Below are 18162 nucleotides of genomic sequence, written 5' to 3' on the forward strand. Positions count from 1 at the left end.
TACATCAACGATAATTAAACGTAAACGTCAGTGTAGCCTTGATTTTTCCTGCCTTTTTGCAGACCGCTACCGTCTGCCCGCCTGCCAAAGCACATACCAGTGAAAATTTCACCGGCACAGTAGGCGTTTTATCGTTTACGATTGTGCCTTTATTAGCCAGATGAAACGGTTCATCGTCCTTTAAATCTGGGGACCATTCTGTTCCACTAAACTTCTTCAATTGCACAGTGATGCCCACTGCCGTTGAAGCTTCGTTTTTTTCATCTGCCCCTTTATCACGAAACAAGCTCTTATCATTCGTACCAACATGATTTCCGGTAACGGTAATCGTGGGAGTAATACTGTTGCTATTGACCACACTCGTGCAATTTCTCAGCGTAATCTGAATTTCCCTGTTAACTTTTCCTAATACCAAGTCTGCAAACTGCACTATGCCCAGCTCGATATTATTGCTGTCCACAATGACATCACACGTGCCTTGTGTAATTTCGGCCCTAAATGTGGCCCCAACAGAATTCGCTGCCCACAAGGGACCAGAAAAGAGCCACAGAACCCCACCCATGCCGATGTAATTCAGGTACCTGCGTAGATGCTGAACCCTTGAGATACCGGCTTTACTGAATTTCACCATCGAAGTTCTCTCCACCGCCGAGATCGTCGATCACCGCCCATTCCACCTTCTTTTTATTCTGACTATTCTGAGCGGGATAAACATGGCTACTAAAAGGTGCCAGCATTTGCGGATGACTGTCAGAAAACTTCACCGGTACACCATCAACTTTAATCTGGGTAAAGCTGATGTGATAAGGCGAATTATTACTAACTTGAACGCCCCCGGAAGCATGGGTAAAACGCAGCGCTTTGTATGCCTGCTCTGGCGTACCCACTAACCCCGTTGGCCGATAAAATAGTTTGATGGTATTGCCGATGGCATAGACTACTCCACCCGCAATCTTGTCACCTTCAAGACGCTGCCCAGAAGGCTTACTGCTGGGAATAGCAGCAGCATTAAAATAAAAGACACTCTCCCGGTCAGTCGGCAACTTGCTGGTATCACCTAAGATGTGCAGGACATTGGTTCCTTTAGGGTCCAAACGAAATAAAGGAGGCGTGACGTAAAATGGTGTTTTACCCTTGCCATCAACGGTGCGAGTAATTTTAGTTGTCACTAGGTAAGGGATATTGGTTGTTGTATTGCGCACCGAGACTATTGTTTCAGCTTTATCCTGTGGAAAAATAATACGTGTAGCATTGATGCCAAACCCGCCTTCAGCCAGACTCTGTGGCGCGAACAAAAACGCGCTCAATACCAAGCCTTTTATTATTATGTTAGGAAGTCGGAGTTTATTAATCATTTTTTGTTTCTCATATCTTGGCTCAACCAGCCAGTAGTTGCCTAATAAAAGGCATCATCCAATCATCTAGGATTTTTCATCGAAGAAGCCTGAAGAAAGGCTCCTCAGGCTGGTTATTGAATCAACAATCATTCATACGCTATGGAAAAGTTAAGAGGAGCATGAATGTGCTGAGGAGATGGTTTATCAACCGTTGACGCCATATAAGCTTTAAAGACCACAGACTTGTTATTAAAGTCTGCCGCTTGAGGAGTTGTACCACTTGGTGAAGCTAATACGATACGGCTGTCTTTCTTAAGAAGCTCTTCCGTTCCATCAGCAGAACCATCAACCTTATAGGTTAATGCAACACCCGCATTTGGAGTTTGCCCCTCCGCATTACCCTGACCATCATTAAATATGTCAGTGCTTGTTGCTATCGTAGTCCCTGACACCAGCAGCTTAAGTGATTTTTTTGCCGTAACAGTACCATCACAGCCACTGACACCAACAGTAAAAGTTTCATATCCATTAACAACACGCATGCCCGCAAATTTATCCGCACCAGTCTTGAATTCATCTGGCTTATGGTTACCCAAACTCACATCACCGTTTTTTACACCACTGGTAATGTCACATGTCACATCCGAGACAGTACCAGTAACAGTTACTGTGGCATTATGCCCCCCTTTATTCACCACCTCATCTGCCAAAGCAGCCGAAGCTGCCCCCAAAACCAACGCCGCCACGACGCTTATCTTTAATATCTGTCTTTTCATTTCATTAATCTCTTTTTAACTACTTAACTAAAATCTGGTTCAAACTCATGCATCACGTTTTGACAAACAGAGACATCTAGCTGTACAAATATTTGTCAATTAGGACCATTTTGACAATTGGTATACAAAAATTTTTCTGTGCAAAAACAAAGCAATATGGATATAACTATAGTTATTTCGCAAATTTTAAGGATATTTAATTATTTAATCCGAAATTAGTAACAGTAATTTCTTTAAAGTAACGAAGGAAGTGTGATGTTTTTACATATTGGAATAAAAAGAGTGGATTATCGAAATGTTTTTGTGGTAGGATAGTTGCGTTTTACAAATATATACAAATCTATCTCTTTTTTTATTAGAAAACTTTTAGTATAATTCCTAGGCAATTGTATACCAATTGTCAAAATGGTCCTAACTGTCATACCTTAACGTCTACCTTTTATACTCCAAACTCCTTGAAAACGTTCAGCATTACTGGCTGTATAGCGTACCGTATGGCGAATGTTTTTATGTCCAAGATAATCTTGTATCAGTCGGGTATCTATCCCTCGATCTGCAAGAGCAAAACCGCAGGCATGACGCAACATATGCGGATGCGGATCTACCGCGATATTCGCCCGTTGTCCTAACTGGTTGATAATCTGATAGATACGCTGGCGAGTAAGCGGTTTCCCACAACGCGACAAAAACAGCCAATCACTATCAGCGCCCTGTAAAGTTTTGCGCACTTTAAGCCATGCCTTAATCGCCTTAACCTCACGCTGCAACAGGGGATGGTTAGTACAAAACCCTCCCTTTAACCGCCTGATATATAAACATTTTTCTTTTAATTCCATGTCAGATAACCGTAAATGCCTGGCTTCACTAACACGAAAGCCGTGGATATAGCTCATATAAACCAGACAGTAATTCCGTTCTGGATTAGGCCCAACTTTTGCCATTTCCAACATGCTTTCTACTTCTGATTGAGTCAGATATTTTCTTTGGCCCATGATTATTTCTCCAAAATATATTGATAGTACAACCCGGCTATATCCCGCTTAGAACAGACATAAGCTAGGATAAAATAGACACCGCTACCCAAAACGATGGCCTATTGTTCACCGAGGCTACAAGAGGTTATACAGATATGGAGCAAAATTTAAACACCTTTTTTGATTATTTTTTCACCTCACAAGCACGTTAGTTTACATTTTACTGACAGGACAGATTATTCAAAACAGGCTACAAGAACCTGTCGTTACAAATCGCCTTTTTCGTTATAGCGGCTTACTCTTAAGGTATTGATATGGTTTTCAACCAGTTACGAAGGAAAATATTCCATTGATTACGTTAAACTCGTCTGTATTATTATGGATGGTAAACAGGCTCAGGCCGTGACCTGCGAAACCTGATGGACTACCATGCAATCTAACGGAGATAAAAGAAACCTTATGAGAGGCCCATTGCTTGATGCCATCCCTCTGACTTCCCTACGTGGCGTCGGGGCAAATCAGGCCGCAAAATTAGCAAAAATAGGGCTGGTTAATTTGCAGGATCTGCTGCTGCATTTCCCGCTGCGTTATGAAGACCAGACACGCCTTTATACTATTAATGATCTTTTACCCGGTATTTCCGCCACCGTCACAGGTGAAATCCTGCGTACCGATGTTGTTGTTAGTCGTCGTCGAACCCTGATCTGCAAAATTAGCGATGGTACCGGCGTGCTCACACTGCGCTTTTTTAACTTTTCGGCGGCAATGAGAAACAATCTCGCGAAAGGGAAACAGGTTGTTGTCTATGGTGAAATCAAAAGAGGCAGTCAGGGTGCCGAAATTATTCATCCTGAGTATAAGATTCAAAATCATACTGGAAATGTACAGCTTCAAGAGACATTAACACCGATTTACCCGACAACAGAAGGTGTTCGTCAGGCGACGCTGCGTAATCTCATTGATCAAGCACTGAAATTACTGGATACCTGTACAATCAATGAACTTTTACCGGAAGAACTTAGCCGCTCTATTATTAGTCTGCCGCAAGCACTGCATACCTTGCACCGCCCAACACCAGATATTGCGCTGGTGGATCTGGAAACCGGCAAACATCCAGCTTATCGCCGTCTGGTTCTGGAAGAACTTTTGGCTCACCATTTGAGTATGTTAGCCGTCAGAGCTGGCGTACAACGTTATCACGCTCAATCATTGCCGACTGAGGACAAGTTAAAACCGCAATTCCTTAATCGCCTGCCATTTTCTCCAACCCATGCGCAACAACGGGTTGTCTCAGAAATTGAACAGGATCTGGCAAAAGATGTTCCCATGATGCGACTGATTCAAGGCGATGTAGGTTCAGGAAAAACACTGGTTGCCGCATTAGCTGCGTTGCGTGCCATTGCACATGGTAAACAGGTCGCCTTGATGGCACCGACTGAACTACTGGCAGAACAGCATGCAAATACATTCCGGCGATGGCTGGAACCTTTGGGTATTCAGGTCGGCTGGCTGGCAGGTAAGCAAAAGGGGAAAGCGCGTCAGAAACAACAAGAAGCCATTGCCAACGGTCAAGTCGCCATGATTGTTGGTACGCATGCCATGTTTCAGGAACAAGTGAAGTTTTCCGGTCTGGCGCTGGTGATTATTGATGAGCAACATCGGTTTGGTGTGCATCAACGTCTGGCTTTATGGGAAAAAGGACGTGAACAGGGTTTTCATCCTCACCAATTGATTATGACGGCCACCCCGATTCCCCGTACCTTAGCCATGACTGCTTATGCGGATCTCGATACTTCTATTATTGATGAATTACCACCGGGGAGGACACCAGTCACAACCGTTGCGATCCCGGATACGCGCCGTGAAGAAATTATCAAACGGATCAGAAACGCCTGTCTTGATGAAAACAGACAAGCCTATTGGGTCTGTACGCTGATTGAAGATTCCGATGTGCTGGAAGCTCAAGCGGCACAAGCCACCAGTGAAGAATTGACGCTCGCTTTACCGGAACTGAAAGTCGGGTTGGTACATGGCCGAATGAAAGCCGCAGAAAAGCAGGCAGTGATGGAGGCTTTCAAGCGTGGAGAACTACAGCTTTTGGTCGCCACAACGGTTATCGAAGTGGGCGTGGATGTGCCGAATGCCAGTTTGATGATCATCGATAACCCGGAACGGCTCGGCTTGGCGCAACTTCATCAATTACGCGGCCGAGTTGGCCGTGGCGCTATCGCTTCTCATTGTGTTTTACTTTACAAAACTCCGCTAAGCAGTACTGCCAGAATTCGCCTGCAAGTGCTTAGAGACAGTAACGATGGTTTTGTTATCGCGCAGAAAGATCTGGAAATTCGCGGCCCCGGGGAGCTATTAGGAACACGCCAAACTGGGAATGCGGAATTTAAGGTAGCTGATTTGCTAAGAGATCAGGGAATGTTGCCGGAAATTCAGCGTATTGCCCGGCATATTCACCAACACTATCCTGAACATACCCGTGCCTTGATTGAACGCTGGTTACCGGAACGGGTACATTATGGTAATGCGTGATTGAGAACATACCCGTCATCTTTCAAGTTGCCTCTTTGTTGGCTGCACTCTCTCACCCCGGTTACATCGTTACCTATGCTCCCGGGGATTCGCTCCCTTGCCGTCGCGATCCATCTTGAAATCCATAGGGTATATATCAGAGCGGGCTTTTCGTTTCTCAACGCTGCCAAAAATAGGGATATTTGGTTTTATCCAATCATTAAGATGCTCTGCTATAGAGCTTTCTTTTAATTATTCTATTAAATTGATAATGTATTATTTCCAAAGGAATGGAAAATAGAAATACAATTATTCCTAAATTAGCACCAGCGTTAGAATATATCCCCATAAACTATAAATAGTTTCTTATTATTTTCTTAAAAAAGTCGAATCTAATACCTCGGATTAATTGATACGACGTGTCACTATCCGAAGTCTTTTATCAGCTAATTGCGGTGACAGGCTGTTACGACATTTTTCATCAAATTCAGTTGATGACATGTGCGGTATTAGCGCAATGTTATGCTCAAAGGTTAAAACGGAAATATACCCATCATCTTTCAAGTTGCCTCTTTGTTGGCTGCACTCGTTCACCCCGGTCACATAGTTATCTATGCTCCCGGGGATTCACTCCCTTGCCGTCGCGATGCATCTTGAAATCCATAGGGTATAGATAAATCTATGATAGGAAATTTTAATTAATGTAATATTGAGTTACTAAGCTTAAATAGTAAATATTTCTATTAACCCAATGAATGTAATTTTAAATATTTCCTTTTCGAATTATAAAACCTTGATGGAGGTCACGCAAATAATAGTAGTTTTATTGGTTTTCTTATCTATACTTATATTTCATTATGGTACGTGTTAGGATGTTTTTAAATCAGAGCTAAATAAATCTACGTTGATATAATGGAGAATTTAATATGATTTATGCCAAAAATATTTCAGATAATGTGGTTAAAGTTGCAATTAGTAAATGGAGTAGTGACGAAGGTGATGATGAATATATTGATATTCCTCCAGGAGAGGTGGCTCAATGGGGTAGATCAGATAAGCGCGGTTATTTAATGTCATTAGCACGTAAAGATAGTGCCACAATGTTGTATTCAATAAAATCAAATGGCTACATAATTATTTATACTAGCTATGTTGAAAATAACGGTAGCCGGATAGACTCCTTATATTCGATACCAGCTGTCTAAAAAATTTTATTATCGCACTAGTTTTTTTAATTTAATTTTTCTTACATCATTGAATTTAATAAAAATATTCATTATTGATATAGTGGAGGATTTATGATTTATGTTAAAAATCTCTCAACTGAACCGGTTAAAGTTTCGGTTAATAAATGTGGAGAGGAAGGTAGAGAGGAATATTTAGCTCTTGATTGTGAAGATGTCAAGGTGTGGGATCTCTCCGATACGCATGGTTTTATATTGTCAGTCATACAGAAAGGTATTGAAAAATCATATTCTGCTTCTCATAACAGTTTTATTATTATTTTTGATGATTATGTACAAGATAGCGGCACCAATATATCTCATCAAGAGAAATAAATGAGAGCTTGTCATCCGATTTAATTGAGTGTTAGACAAAATTAAATCACCATAATCAGGAATGGAATCTCCATTCCTGAGCTATTTATATTCAACGGTTTGCTACTTTCTCCCCTAATGCTTGTTTTTCTGCTTGATTGATAAAGATATTTCCAGCCTCTTTATAATTAATCAGTTGTTTTATCAACTTCCGCTGACAGAATTTCCAGACTGGGTGTTTAGCACCAATATTTGATGAATCAGATAATAGAAAAAAGTTATCGACTGATACCTATAGGTTAATACTAAATTGATTTTTTGGTAGTTGGTTTTAGATTATTTTTATCGATAATGAGTAAAATTAAAATTATGAGGCTTGAGCAGAATAATTTAATAAAGATGTACATCTTTATGGATGTTCTTATTAATACGTGAACATGTAACTTAATTTACTAAGCATTAATAGCAAAGCAAATAATAAAAATCGCCAAGGATGGCGTAATATTTTTTCTGTTTATAAAAAAGTGAGTTAGTTTGGTAATAACAAGAGCGGGAGAGCTAATATTTCAAATGGAATAAACGATAGGCTGAACCGATATATTACGGCTCAGCCTTGGTTTTAGTGTTTTTTAGTAATTTATAATGACAATGGATTAATCATCATATTCACTGTGTACTATATTATCGTTACCAACATCCCAAGCTAATCTTTCTCCATTCTCCCGTAGGACTGAGAATGAACGTCCAGATGAACTCAGGCTGACAATATCTTGTAATCGGGCTATTCCGGGGGGGACTTGGACATTCAAGCCTTGGAGTCCCCAAGCGACCACGCTACCGTTTGCCCGTAAGGCTGCGAAAGCACAATTACCTGCTGGACTCAAGCTAACAAGATCCTTCAATTTGGCGATTTCGGATGGGATACCGCCTTCTCTCCCTCCCCAGCAGACCACGCTACCGTCTGCTCGCAAGCCTGCGAATGCAGCAAAATCTGTTGCACTCAGGCTGACAATATCATTCAGTTGAGCAATTTCAGGTGGAACATGGGCAACCCCCCAAGATACTACGCTGCGGTTTGCCCGTAGGGCGGCGAAACTACCGTTTGTTGCACTCAGGCTAACAATATCTTTCAATTTAGCGACTTCGGGCGGAATTAATCCACCCTCACCAGCTCTCCCCCAAGCAACTACACTACGATTTGCCCGCAGGGCTGCGAATGCAGAATCTGTTGCGCTCAGGCTGACAATATCCTGTAATCTGGCAATTTCAGGGGGAACTTCACCACCGTTTCCTGGACACCAGTCACCAGCCCAAGCAACCACACTGCGATTTGCTCGTAGGGCTGCGAAAGCACCTCCTGCTGCACTTAGGCTGACAATATCCTGCAACTTAGCAATTGTTGGTGGGAGTTGACCGCCGGACTGTATCCCCCAAGCGACTACACTACGGTTTGAACGTAGGGCAGCGAATGCGCCTGATGTTGCACTTATACTAACAATATCCTGCAATTGAGCAATTTCTGGTGGAATCTGGCCGCCGTAATCCTCATGGCCCCAGACAACCACGCTATGGTTAGCTCTCAAAGCTGCAAAAGCATAACGTGTTACACTTATACTAACAATATCCTGTAATTTGGCAATTTCGGGTGGCACTTTGGTTCCATTACCTCCCCAAGAGATCATGCTGCCATTTTGCAATAACATCACGGTTGTTATCGCATTAGATATAATGGGAGTACTACGTCTAGAATAATTATCTATTGTCACTCCATAATAATACGGCTGGTATATGAGAGTATCCCCGTTTAGTGAGAAATCGTCATTTTGGTTCATTTTATTCTCCTAAATAAGGTCATATTGGATTTACCTTACCCACAAGAGGTTTGTACCGTAAGACCTTTGCCCAATGGGTTAATTAATTTTCATATTCATGATGCAAGTTATTGTCGTAAGCAGAGCCCCAAGCTACTTTCCGACCATTGGCCCGCAATACAGAGAATGAGCTTCTTGACGCACTTAGGCTGACGACATCTTGTAATCGGGCTATCCCGGCTGGAATTTGGTTGCCTTGATAACTGCCATATCCCCAAGCAACGACGCTACCATTCGCCCGTAGGGCGGCAAACGCGGTTTCTGTCGCACTGATACTGATAATATCTTGCAATTGGGCAATTTCGGGCGGAGCTGAAATACCATTGCCTCCCCAGACAACTACACTGCGGTTTGCCCGCAAGGCCGCGAAAGCACCATATGTTGTGCTCAGACTGACGATATCCTGTAATTTGGCAATTTCGGGCGGAACACTGCCACCCGAATATTTGCTTCCCCAAGCGACGACACTGTGATTTGCCCGTAGGGCTGCAAATGCAGTTCCTGTTGCACTGATACTGACAATATCCTGCAAGTTAGCAATTTCAGGCGGAACCTGGTCGCCCGAATTTTTGAAGCCCCAGGCAACTACACTGCGGTTTGACCGCAAGGCGACGAAAGCAGAATCTGTTGCACTCAGGCTGACAACATCCTGCAACTGGGCAATTTCTGGCGAAACCTGCCCGCCCCAATTCTCAAGTCCCCAGGCGACCACGCTCCGATTTGCCCGCAAGGCGGCAAATGCGTTTACTGTTGAACTCAGGCTGACAATATCTTGCCGCTCTGCAATCTCAGGCGGTATCCGACCGCCAGAATATTCATCTCCCCAAGCGACGACACTACTGTTTTCCCGTAGAGCCGCGAAAGCGGAGCCTGTTGTACTCAAGCTAACAATATCCTGCAATTTGGCGATTTCTGGTGGAACCTGACCGCCGAAATTCTCATCGCCCCAGGCAACCACACTACCGTTTACTCGCAGGGCCGCAAAAGCAGAATCTGTTGCCTTCAAGCTGACAATATCCTGCAATTTGGCAATTTCTGGTGGAATTTGACCACCTTTATCCTCGTTCCCCCAAGTGACCACGCTACGGTTTTTTCGCAGAGCCGCGAAAGCCTCACTTGTTGCACTGATACTGACGATATCCTGCAATTCGGCAATGTCAGGCGGGATTTGGCTACTATAATCATTTCCCCAAGCGATCACTCTGCCGGTAGGCAATAACATGGCGGTTGACTCGTTATTAGAGACGATGGAAGTATTATTCTCAGAGGAGCTATTTCGGTCCGGTTACCAATATTGCTTGATAGGATTACCTTCGGCATCCATGCTTGGTGAGGGCTCGTTATTTTGATTCATATTATTCTCCTAATGATGGTGATATCGGATTAACCTTCTTACCCACAGGGGAATCTATGCCATAAAACCTATCCCTTGCGGGTTAAGCTGAATTTCTACTGCAATTTGATACTAGCTATTCTTTGATGAAGAAGATAATAGAAAAAAATTATCGACTGATAACTATAGATTAATACCAAATTGATTTTTTGGTAGTTGGTTTTAGATTATTTTTTATCGATAAAGCGTAAAAATTAAAATTATGAGACTTGGGCAACAGAATTTAGAGGGGATGTACATCTTTACTGCTACTTTTATTAATACGCAAACATGTAACTTAATCTACTAAGTATTAACTGTAAAGCAAAGAATAAAAATCACCAAAAGGGGCGCAATATATTTTCTATTTATAAAGAAATGAGTTACTTTGTTTCTTTAGGATTTACATTAAAAACTATTTCGTAGAGAGCGGGAGTGATAAAATTTAAAGTGAATACTCCATAGGTTGAATTATTATATTTTTCTCAGTCATTGGTTAATGGCCGGCAATAACAAAATAACACTTAATAGATTAACTAATCATATTCACTATGTGCTTTAAGTCCTGAATGACGAAGTTTCTCGGAAACTAATTGATAATCATTGTGGAACCAAATGGCGCGGGTAAATTGACGCTCATTTATACCCGTCATCTTTCAAGTTGCTTCTTTGTTGGCTGCACTCTCTCACCCCGGTCACATAGTTATCTATGCTCCCGGGGATTCGCTCCCTTGCCGCCGCGATCCATCTTGAAATCCATTGGGTATATGTTGTTGAGACACTCCTCATCAGTAAAGGCGAAAGTAAGCGGATAATGACTTTTTTATCGTAAAACAAAGGTAAAGAAGAACCAGACACCAGACAACTCATTGAATTATTTTTACTTTATTGGAATATCATCACGCTGGACGCTCTGCATTGCCAGACAGAAACCCTCAATCTTATCACCCAGCGTTAGGGCGATTTCATTGCGGTATATTTATTATACAATTCGTTTACAAGCTATTTCATAAGTTTTCGCATCTTCCCGTTTACCAACAGCGATCACCAATATTACGATCTCTTCTTCTATCACTTGGTAAACCAGACGAAAGCCTGAAGAACGGAGTTTAATTTTAAAGCAGCCAGCCAGATTACCGTGTAATCTGGCTGAATCAATATAGGGATTGTTCTGTAACTTCCGTAGCTTCTTTTTAAATTGGTCGCGTATGCTCTGATCCAGTTTGTACCACTCTTTCAGGGCTCGTTCATCGAAATCGATATTAAATATCATCAAGGTTTACCCTGATACGTCTAGCGGGATTTTTAAGACGGTCACGTACCACTGCTAAGATGTCTGCATCTTCATCATGATCTGCCACCATAACGGAAACTTCAGTGAACGGCAGCTTTTCATTCTCCACAACATATCGCAGAAAGAGACGTAGCGCATCAGATGGCGATAAGTTCAGTTTCTCAAATGTCTGATACGCACTTTTTTTAAGTTCTTCATCAACTCTGATCTGAATAGTACTCATAACGTTATCTCCTGTAATGACATTTGTATTACATTCTATTGCATAACATTTGTAATGCAATAAAAATTTTTTGCTATAAGTGGAGTATATACCCGTCATCTTTCAAGTTGCCTCTTTGTTGGCTGCACTCGCTCACCCCGGTCACATAGTTCTCTATGCTCCCGGGGATTTGCTCCCTTGCCGTCGCGATGCATCTTGAAATCTATAAGGTATATGCGCATAGATGAGGTATCTGATGAAAAGACAATGCGTCTCAACCGTAGAACGAAAACAATCCGGTAAACGTAGTACAAATGTGTATTTGACCGCTAAAGTGGTAGATGAAGCCCGTGATTTAGGGATCAACTTATCAGCGACACTAGACAAAATGTTGTCCGATGTTGTTCGTGAGAAAAGAAGACAGCTATGGAAAACTGAAAACAAAGCCGGTATCCACGCTTTCAATGAATTTGAGCGTGGTGCAGGGCTATTTACCGATGATGATGAATACGGGGTTATTTGATGGCTCAGTATGCTGTTTACCGCAATAAATCCCCTAAATCGAGGGAGTAATACCCTTTCATTATCGACATTCAGAATGACCTATTAGACGATTATAATTCACGGACAATATTACAAAGTCAGTGACAACGGTAGCAAAGAATTGCCTCAAATAGACGCGTTAAGAGCAAAAGATACCCAAAAGTCATCTTGGTTGGCGGTTGGCTATTTTAATTATTGGTAGCTCCATGCACTTTTAGCTATAATAGCTATTCGAGCCATTTTAGACGGAAGGTGATGTATGGAAATTATTCCCGCACAACTAGCTAAGAACCAGTTTGGTGATCTGCTTATGAAAGTTCAGCGTGAACCTGTAGAAATTAGTAAGCATGGTAAACGTGTGGCCGTGGTTATCTCTCCCGAAGAGTATGATCAGTTCGCACAGCTCAAGTTACAGAATTTAAAAGCCGTTCTGGCTGAATCTATTGCACAAGCTGATCGTGGCGAATTGCACAGTATTGATGATGTATTTGCACCGTTGACAGTTGATGAACTTGAGGGTAGGGCTTAAGGATGAGTGTCCGGTTTACTAAGAAAGCCAGAGAACATATTCGTGCAATCAAACTCTATTCTATGCGCCGATGGGGGGCGAATGTTGCGGAAGCTTATTCAACTTCGTTACGTGTGACTATGACGGAAATTCTTGATCGTCACCCATCCCCCGGTCGTGATCGCAGTGAGGATCTTTATTTTGGTGTGCTAAGTTTCCCCGTAGAGAGCCACATTATTTACTACCGGGAAGTTCCGACGGGTATTGAAGTGTTGGCGGTATTGCATCAAACGCAAGATCCACATAATCATCTATACCCTATGGATTTCAAGATGCATCGCGACGGCAAGGGAGCAAATCCCCGGGAGCATAGAGAACTATGTGACCGGGGTGAGCGAGTGCAGCCAACAAAGAGGCAACTTGAAAGATGACGGGTATATAATGAAGAGCATAAAACGTGGGATACTTTATTTAATTCGCAATAAAATAAGCAGCTAAACTTTTGTATCAGATGCTTGAGTGAGTTACCCGAGCGCCGTTTTCCTCAGAAACCTGAGTTGTCGAACTATTTCATCCGGTTCTCACCAAAATCCCGGCTGGAGGTCAGGAAAAGTTGTTTTGCAGGACGAAGGAAATTCAAAAAAATCCCTCGATTTTCACCGGGGGATTGGTATAGGAAAGAGAGTGGATCTTGGGGATTATCTGGTTAAATCTGACAAACAAGAGCTGTATCAAGACAATTTCGTTGGAAATCATCCCAAAAACCTGGGGGATGAGCCTCAACATCGCTTTCTAACAGCATGGGTTTTTGCCATTTAAATTGTTTGAACCCCGCCTTTTGGATCGCTGTTTGATATTGTTCACGACTCCAACGATACATAGTGAAAGGGCTGGGTGGTGTGGTAAGAAATTCAGCTTTCACGAGAGTGGTGTCTTTCACCGGCTCTTCACTCAGAATTTTTATACAATAATTCTCATAATTCCCTTTCTCTAATCGATAATCAGGTTCAAAGGTATACGCAATTAATTTACCGGCAGGCTTGAGATGAGCGGCAATGACACGGAACATAGTTTCAAGGTCTTCAAGAGATTCTGCATGGCAAAATAACCAGGCTGCATTAACTATGTCAAACTTGCCAAATGACTCCGACTCCATCTTGCAGATATTTCTTACGTGAAATTCGATATCGTCACCGTATTGTTGTGATTTGCTTTTCGCAATCGCTATCATGTTTTCTGATATATCGACTCCAATGACTTTTGACGCACCACGATTTTTGTATTCTCGACTAAAGAGACCATATCCACAGGCTAAATCTAACACTGATTTCCCGTGTATATCTCCTGCCAGGTTGAAGATAGTTCTGATTTCTACTTTGATATGGTCAGTAGCATCTGAAAAGCTCTCGTAAAGATGTGCAATAGGGCCATATAAAGTGTTATCTTTCATGTTGTTATCCTTAGCTAAAGGCCAAAATACTTTATACCCGTCATCTTTCAAGTTGCCTCTTTGTTGGCGGCACTCGCTCACCCCGGTCACATAGTTACCTATGCTCCCGGGGATTCACTCCCTTGCCGTCGCGATGCATCTTGAAATCCATAGGGTATATTTATCGAAGAAATATATTATTTAGTACGAATTAATAATTACTGAAAGTTTTTCTCTTGTTATAAATAAGATTCCAAAATAGCGCCACATCTTACATCACTCATAATTTCACCTATAACAATAGGTTAGTAAATTCGCGCGTGGCAGAATCATGAAACGTTATTTATATTAATATGTTAGTGATGAATTAGATATAATTTTTTAATATTGGTTAATTTTCGGATAAATATGAGGAGAAAATAAATATAAAACACCTATGATATGTTTTTTGGAAACTATTATTCTTATAATAATTATGTCGTTTGAACAATAGAAAAATACCAATGATCCGTCGTTATGCCTTTATTTGACATCCTCCCTCACCTTCGGTACTTATATACCCGTTATCTTTCAAGTTGCCTCTTTGTTGGCTGCACTCACCCCAGTCACATAGGTAGAGGCGATAGAAGTATTATTATCAGAATGACTACTCCTGTCCGGTTGCCAATATTATTTCATCTATTCGCTGCTCGAATTTGCTCTGCTTCCGGGTGACAGTCCACAAGGAATGCCATCATTTCAGTGGCATCTTTGCTCAGGTAGAAGCGTACCATCTTTTCGTTGAACTCATGTATTTTCGCCGCAGGCACGCTGATGGCGTCTATACCGTTTGACATCAAAATACCATTCATCATGAAACGGGAAGTACGTTTATTACCGTCAAAAAAGAATTGCTGTAACGCACCAAAAAGGAAGAATGCAATTCCCTTTTCAAAAGGCGGACATTCATCCAATACCGCCATACCGGCTTGAAAAATGCGGTTCAATTCTGGAGCGCCTGATGCGGTAGGTAACGGAATATGCCGCCCACACTCACCCAAACTAACATCTGGGGTGTAGTTGGTCTCCCGCCCTTCTCCACGGAATATTCCCCATTCCAAGGCTTCATTGCGAGCAACTATGCTATGAAGTTCAGTAAACATAGCCTTGGTCAACTCAAATTGACCTTTTTTCACCAGAGATAACAAGCGCTTGGAACTTTCTGCAAGATTCAGTACTTGCTCCTGATCAGAAACCTTCCTACCACCGACGGTTACACCATCCAATAATGTTTTCACTTCGGGGAAAGTAAAAGGATTACCTTCAAGAACGCTAGCATCCCAAACAAATTCTGGTAGCATCCGGTGAAAACGGAAGCATACCCGCTCAATAGAATAGATCGGAACAATAAGAGGAACCGAAGATCGGTCCCAACTAAACCCCAGAGCGTTAAAAAGCTTCATCGTTGTTCATTCTATTTCACAATCTTGAATGTGAGGAACTCTAAAGTTGCTCCACTCTAGAGTTAACATGATAAAATCTCCCACTTGAAAGATGTAATCACAGATTAAATAAGTCTCTGTGTCAATCCGGCAAACCCAGATATTCGTTAACAACTTACACTTTTATCCAAATTCTCATTAAATGCCGTTGATAATCAATAAAGCTACTGCGATAGTGTAATAATTCATGATTATTCACAAAGATCGCGCTGTCTTCCTCAAGCTGCATTTCTATATGATTATCAGGCTTATCAACATGCCTTAGAAACTCGCGAATAGCAGTGGTCAAAGCAATACCAGAAAGGTCATTTTTTATCTCAAATCCACTTTCAATAGAATCCAGTCTTAAGCGGACGGGAGTTTTGTAACCAAAAACCTTAGCTTCAATGGTTTCGATACCACCACTTTTCGTGAACGAGGTAGGGACTTGAAATATAGCGGTGCGCTCTGTCATCAACTTAATCATCCATGATGTATTAGGCTCTCTAGAGAGCTTATCTCGCAGCGCCAGCGCATTGCAAAAACGATTAACCCCACCGCCGCAAGAAGCGGATTTTCGGCAATATAAACCAAAATATTTAACCGGTTCATTATAAAAGGCGGTATCGGTATGATAGGTTGCTTCATCCGACCCTTCTGAAAAAGTTTGATACAGAGCATCATTATTCATCTGCTTTCTGATATCCCAAACAACTTGTCCCGTAACTTTATTTGCCGCTAAAGGAAAACCTATCATTAAAGCAATAACGTAAAAGCAGATAGCCTGCTCATCCGCCGACTTTCCTGCTAATCCTAACTGTCTGATGTGAATAATATGATACCCCTGTAAGGCCGCATTTCTTAATGTTTTTTCGATCTCCCAAAGCATTGGAATTTTATTAAACAGATTTATTCTAAACGATTCAGTGAGTAGGTTTTCATTTAGTTCTGCTCTGGATAGCCACTGGTTCCTGCCCAAATGATTCATTTGGCTAAGTATATTTTCCCAATCAATTGCTGAAAAATCGTGAACTTCCAGGATATCAATGTCTTTGATAAGATAGCCTATCGAGGGAGGATAGGAATGGTCAAGATTAAGGGTGCACATTAGGATGGATTTCCTTTCGCAGATGGATAAACAAAAAAAGTACCAAAATGATAATCAGGTGAACGATAGCTAAGAACTTCATCACTCCATACCAGCCTGATTGATAAAAAGCATAACCTGAAAAAATCGCTCCTAAAGCGCCACCACCGTAGTAACAACTCAGATAAAGTCCACTGGCAAAAGTGACAGGAATATAATGGACCTGACTGACAAGTCTGGTCGTCAATGTTTGTATAAAATAGGTACATATTGCAAAAATAATGACTCCTGACAGGACAACAACGATTGAATACCCCATCATGACAATAGATGCCCACAGCAATATACCTGCTCCTATTACCAGTACACTTTGGCTGTATTTTCTGTGCAGATACGGACTCAGTAATATCACTATCAGGGCTGGTAAACAGGCCAAATAAATCAATCCGATATGTGTAGGTTGCTGATTAAAAGGAGTGGCAGCAAGACGTAATCCTAAAGCCGTAAAAATAGCGCTTTGAGTAAATAGCAGACCAAATCCAGATAACAAGGCGATCAGTAACCATTTTTCTTTTATTACAAGCGGAAAAATAGAGCGCAGAACATACTCTGGCGGATTAGTATTGTCTTCAGAGGTAACAGAGACGTGCCCCAATCTATGAATAACCAGTATAAGCGCCAATGTAAGCCAGAAAGCACAGGTAAAAAACCCCAGTGTCCATCCCACCACATCTGTAGCAATAGCAGGATAAAATCGACTCAGAGTACTGCCTAACACTGTCCCTGCGACATAACAACTCACAACATGAGTACGTTTATGCTCACTTTCAGTTTGACTGATGAGAACCATACTAGCTGTTAATACAGCGGGTACAATGAAACCTTGCATAATGCGGATTATAAAAAGTTGTTGTATTGAGTCACTAAAACCAATACATAAATTTAGTAAAATAAGACCACACAATCCAGCTTTGAGGGCATATGCTGTACCAAATTTCCATACCCATTGGCTCACAAAAGGTGCTGTCATCATCATTCCCAACAAACTAGCCATATTTAACCATCCTGCTGTCGTTGGCATGACACCAAATCTTGCAGTCAGCCACGGATATAGAGCTTGAAGCTGGTATAGATTAAAAAAAGCAGCCGTCGAACAAATGAACAGAAACAATCTCATAACTTATTGAAGAGAATGAAATTAATGATGAGAATAATCTATATAAGATCATTAGAAACGGGAAAGTCTAATAT

At 41.7% G+C, this 18162-nt stretch carries 21 protein-coding genes; 6 read left to right on the forward strand and 15 right to left on the reverse strand.

Going from position 1 to position 18162, the window contains the following annotated elements:
• Nucleotides 1–4: 4 nt before the first annotated feature.
• The 4 genes from AAC155_RS04350 to AAC155_RS04365 all read right to left on the reverse strand — a co-directional run bounded on the left by AAC155_RS04350 (nt 5) and on the right by AAC155_RS04365 (nt 3105).
• Nucleotides 5–631: a fimbrial protein gene (locus AAC155_RS04350; protein ID WP_229015584.1), complete on the reverse strand. Its 627-nt coding sequence runs from the start codon at nt 629–631 to the stop codon at nt 5–7.
• Complete coding sequence (locus AAC155_RS04355; RefSeq protein ID WP_113041178.1) at nt 615–1355, reverse strand: fimbrial biogenesis chaperone; 741 nt, start codon at nt 1353–1355, stop codon at nt 615–617. Before AAC155_RS04355 ends, AAC155_RS04350 begins: the two co-directional genes overlap by 17 nt.
• Before the next feature lie 128 nt (nt 1356–1483).
• Nucleotides 1484–2113 carry a fimbrial protein gene (locus AAC155_RS04360; protein ID WP_113041179.1) on the reverse strand — a complete coding sequence of 210 codons (630 nt, stop codon included), beginning with the start codon at nt 2111–2113 and terminating at the stop codon, nt 1484–1486.
• A 425-nt stretch (nt 2114–2538) separates the two neighbouring features.
• Entirely contained in the window at nt 2539–3105 is a 567-nt protein-coding gene (locus tag AAC155_RS04365) for a tyrosine-type DNA invertase (RefSeq protein WP_011144659.1), read from the reverse strand.
• A gap of 441 nt (nt 3106–3546) precedes the next feature.
• On the opposite strand from AAC155_RS04365, the gene recG reads away from it, so the two are divergent.
• Nucleotides 3547–5628: an ATP-dependent DNA helicase RecG gene (recG, locus tag AAC155_RS04370; protein ID WP_113041180.1), complete on the forward strand. Its 2082-nt coding sequence runs from the start codon at nt 3547–3549 to the stop codon at nt 5626–5628.
• On the opposite strand, the gene AAC155_RS04375 is transcribed toward recG, so the two are convergent.
• Nucleotides 5613–5798: a hypothetical protein gene (locus tag AAC155_RS04375; RefSeq protein ID WP_146748053.1), complete on the reverse strand. Its 186-nt coding sequence runs from the start codon at nt 5796–5798 to the stop codon at nt 5613–5615. The genes recG and AAC155_RS04375 overlap by 16 nt on opposite strands.
• A 214-nt stretch (nt 5799–6012) precedes the next feature.
• Nucleotides 6013–6210 carry a hypothetical protein gene (locus tag AAC155_RS04380; RefSeq protein ID WP_158536486.1) on the reverse strand — a complete coding sequence of 66 codons (198 nt, stop codon included), beginning with the start codon at nt 6208–6210 and terminating at the stop codon, nt 6013–6015.
• A gap of 323 nt (nt 6211–6533) precedes the next feature.
• On the opposite strand from AAC155_RS04380, the gene AAC155_RS04385 reads away from it, so the two are divergent.
• Both AAC155_RS04385 and AAC155_RS04390 read left to right on the forward strand, forming a co-directional pair.
• Complete coding sequence (locus AAC155_RS04385; RefSeq protein WP_011144657.1) at nt 6534–6812, forward strand: hypothetical protein; 279 nt, start codon at nt 6534–6536, stop codon at nt 6810–6812.
• A gap of 93 nt (nt 6813–6905) precedes the next feature.
• Nucleotides 6906–7166, forward strand: a complete 261-nt coding sequence (locus AAC155_RS04390) for a hypothetical protein (RefSeq protein ID WP_011144656.1) — start codon at nt 6906–6908, stop codon at nt 7164–7166.
• A gap of 632 nt (nt 7167–7798) precedes the next feature.
• On the opposite strand, the gene AAC155_RS04395 is transcribed toward AAC155_RS04390, so the two are convergent.
• From AAC155_RS04395 to AAC155_RS04420, 5 genes are all read right to left on the reverse strand, one after another.
• Nucleotides 7799–8977 carry an RCC1 domain-containing protein gene (locus AAC155_RS04395; RefSeq protein ID WP_113041181.1) on the reverse strand — a complete coding sequence of 393 codons (1179 nt, stop codon included), beginning with the start codon at nt 8975–8977 and terminating at the stop codon, nt 7799–7801.
• Between the two features lie 82 nt (nt 8978–9059).
• On the reverse strand, nt 9060–10238 hold the full coding sequence (locus tag AAC155_RS04400; RefSeq protein ID WP_229015583.1) for an RCC1 domain-containing protein: 1179 nt from the start codon (nt 10236–10238) through the stop codon (nt 9060–9062).
• A gap of 786 nt (nt 10239–11024) precedes the next feature.
• Nucleotides 11025–11246 (reverse strand): hypothetical protein, encoded by a 222-nt coding sequence (locus AAC155_RS04405; protein ID WP_146748055.1) that lies wholly within the window; start codon nt 11244–11246, stop codon nt 11025–11027.
• 124 nt (nt 11247–11370) lie between these two features.
• Nucleotides 11371–11661: a type II toxin-antitoxin system RelE family toxin gene (locus AAC155_RS04415; RefSeq protein ID WP_011144654.1), complete on the reverse strand. Its 291-nt coding sequence runs from the start codon at nt 11659–11661 to the stop codon at nt 11371–11373.
• The gene (locus AAC155_RS04420; protein ID WP_011144653.1) at nt 11651–11905 is read right to left on the reverse strand and encodes a type II toxin-antitoxin system RelB/DinJ family antitoxin; all 255 of its coding nucleotides are present in this window, start codon (nt 11903–11905) and stop codon (nt 11651–11653) included. The genes AAC155_RS04415 and AAC155_RS04420 overlap by 11 nt, the downstream gene beginning before the upstream one ends.
• Nucleotides 11906–12140: 235 nt before the next feature.
• Here AAC155_RS04420 and AAC155_RS04425 point away from each other — a divergent pair, with 235 nt between their 5' ends.
• The 3 genes from AAC155_RS04425 (at nt 12141) to AAC155_RS04435 (ending at nt 13366) form a co-directional block, all read left to right on the forward strand.
• On the forward strand, nt 12141–12407 hold the full coding sequence (locus AAC155_RS04425; RefSeq protein WP_113041182.1) for a type II toxin-antitoxin system CcdA family antitoxin: 267 nt from the start codon (nt 12141–12143) through the stop codon (nt 12405–12407).
• Between the two features lie 279 nt (nt 12408–12686).
• Nucleotides 12687–12956, forward strand: coding sequence for a type II toxin-antitoxin system Phd/YefM family antitoxin (locus AAC155_RS04430; RefSeq protein ID WP_011144651.1), 270 nt, complete (start codon nt 12687–12689; stop codon nt 12954–12956).
• Nucleotides 12957–12958: 2 nt separating this feature from the next.
• Nucleotides 12959–13366, forward strand: coding sequence for a type II toxin-antitoxin system RelE/ParE family toxin (locus AAC155_RS04435; protein ID WP_113041183.1), 408 nt, complete (start codon nt 12959–12961; stop codon nt 13364–13366).
• 275 nt (nt 13367–13641) lie between these two features.
• Here the strand turns inward: AAC155_RS04435 and AAC155_RS04440 are convergent, their stop codons facing one another.
• The 4 genes from AAC155_RS04440 to AAC155_RS04455 form a co-directional block, all read right to left on the reverse strand.
• Nucleotides 13642–14475, reverse strand: coding sequence for a class I SAM-dependent DNA methyltransferase (locus AAC155_RS04440; RefSeq protein ID WP_229015582.1), 834 nt, complete (start codon nt 14473–14475; stop codon nt 13642–13644).
• A gap of 563 nt (nt 14476–15038) precedes the next feature.
• Nucleotides 15039–15806: a Fic family protein gene (locus AAC155_RS04445; protein ID WP_113041185.1), complete on the reverse strand. Its 768-nt coding sequence runs from the start codon at nt 15804–15806 to the stop codon at nt 15039–15041.
• A 154-nt stretch (nt 15807–15960) separates the two neighbouring features.
• Nucleotides 15961–16932 (reverse strand): TauD/TfdA family dioxygenase, encoded by a 972-nt coding sequence (locus AAC155_RS04450; RefSeq protein ID WP_113041186.1) that lies wholly within the window; start codon nt 16930–16932, stop codon nt 15961–15963.
• Nucleotides 16919–18088: an MFS transporter gene (locus AAC155_RS04455; RefSeq protein ID WP_113041187.1), complete on the reverse strand. Its 1170-nt coding sequence runs from the start codon at nt 18086–18088 to the stop codon at nt 16919–16921. Before AAC155_RS04455 ends, AAC155_RS04450 begins: the two co-directional genes overlap by 14 nt.
• Nucleotides 18089–18162 lie beyond the last annotated feature (74 nt).

Origin of the sequence: Photorhabdus sp. HUG-39 (assembly GCF_963878365.1) — a bacterium.
Lineage (GTDB): Bacteria > Pseudomonadota > Gammaproteobacteria > Enterobacterales > Enterobacteriaceae > Photorhabdus > Photorhabdus kayaii.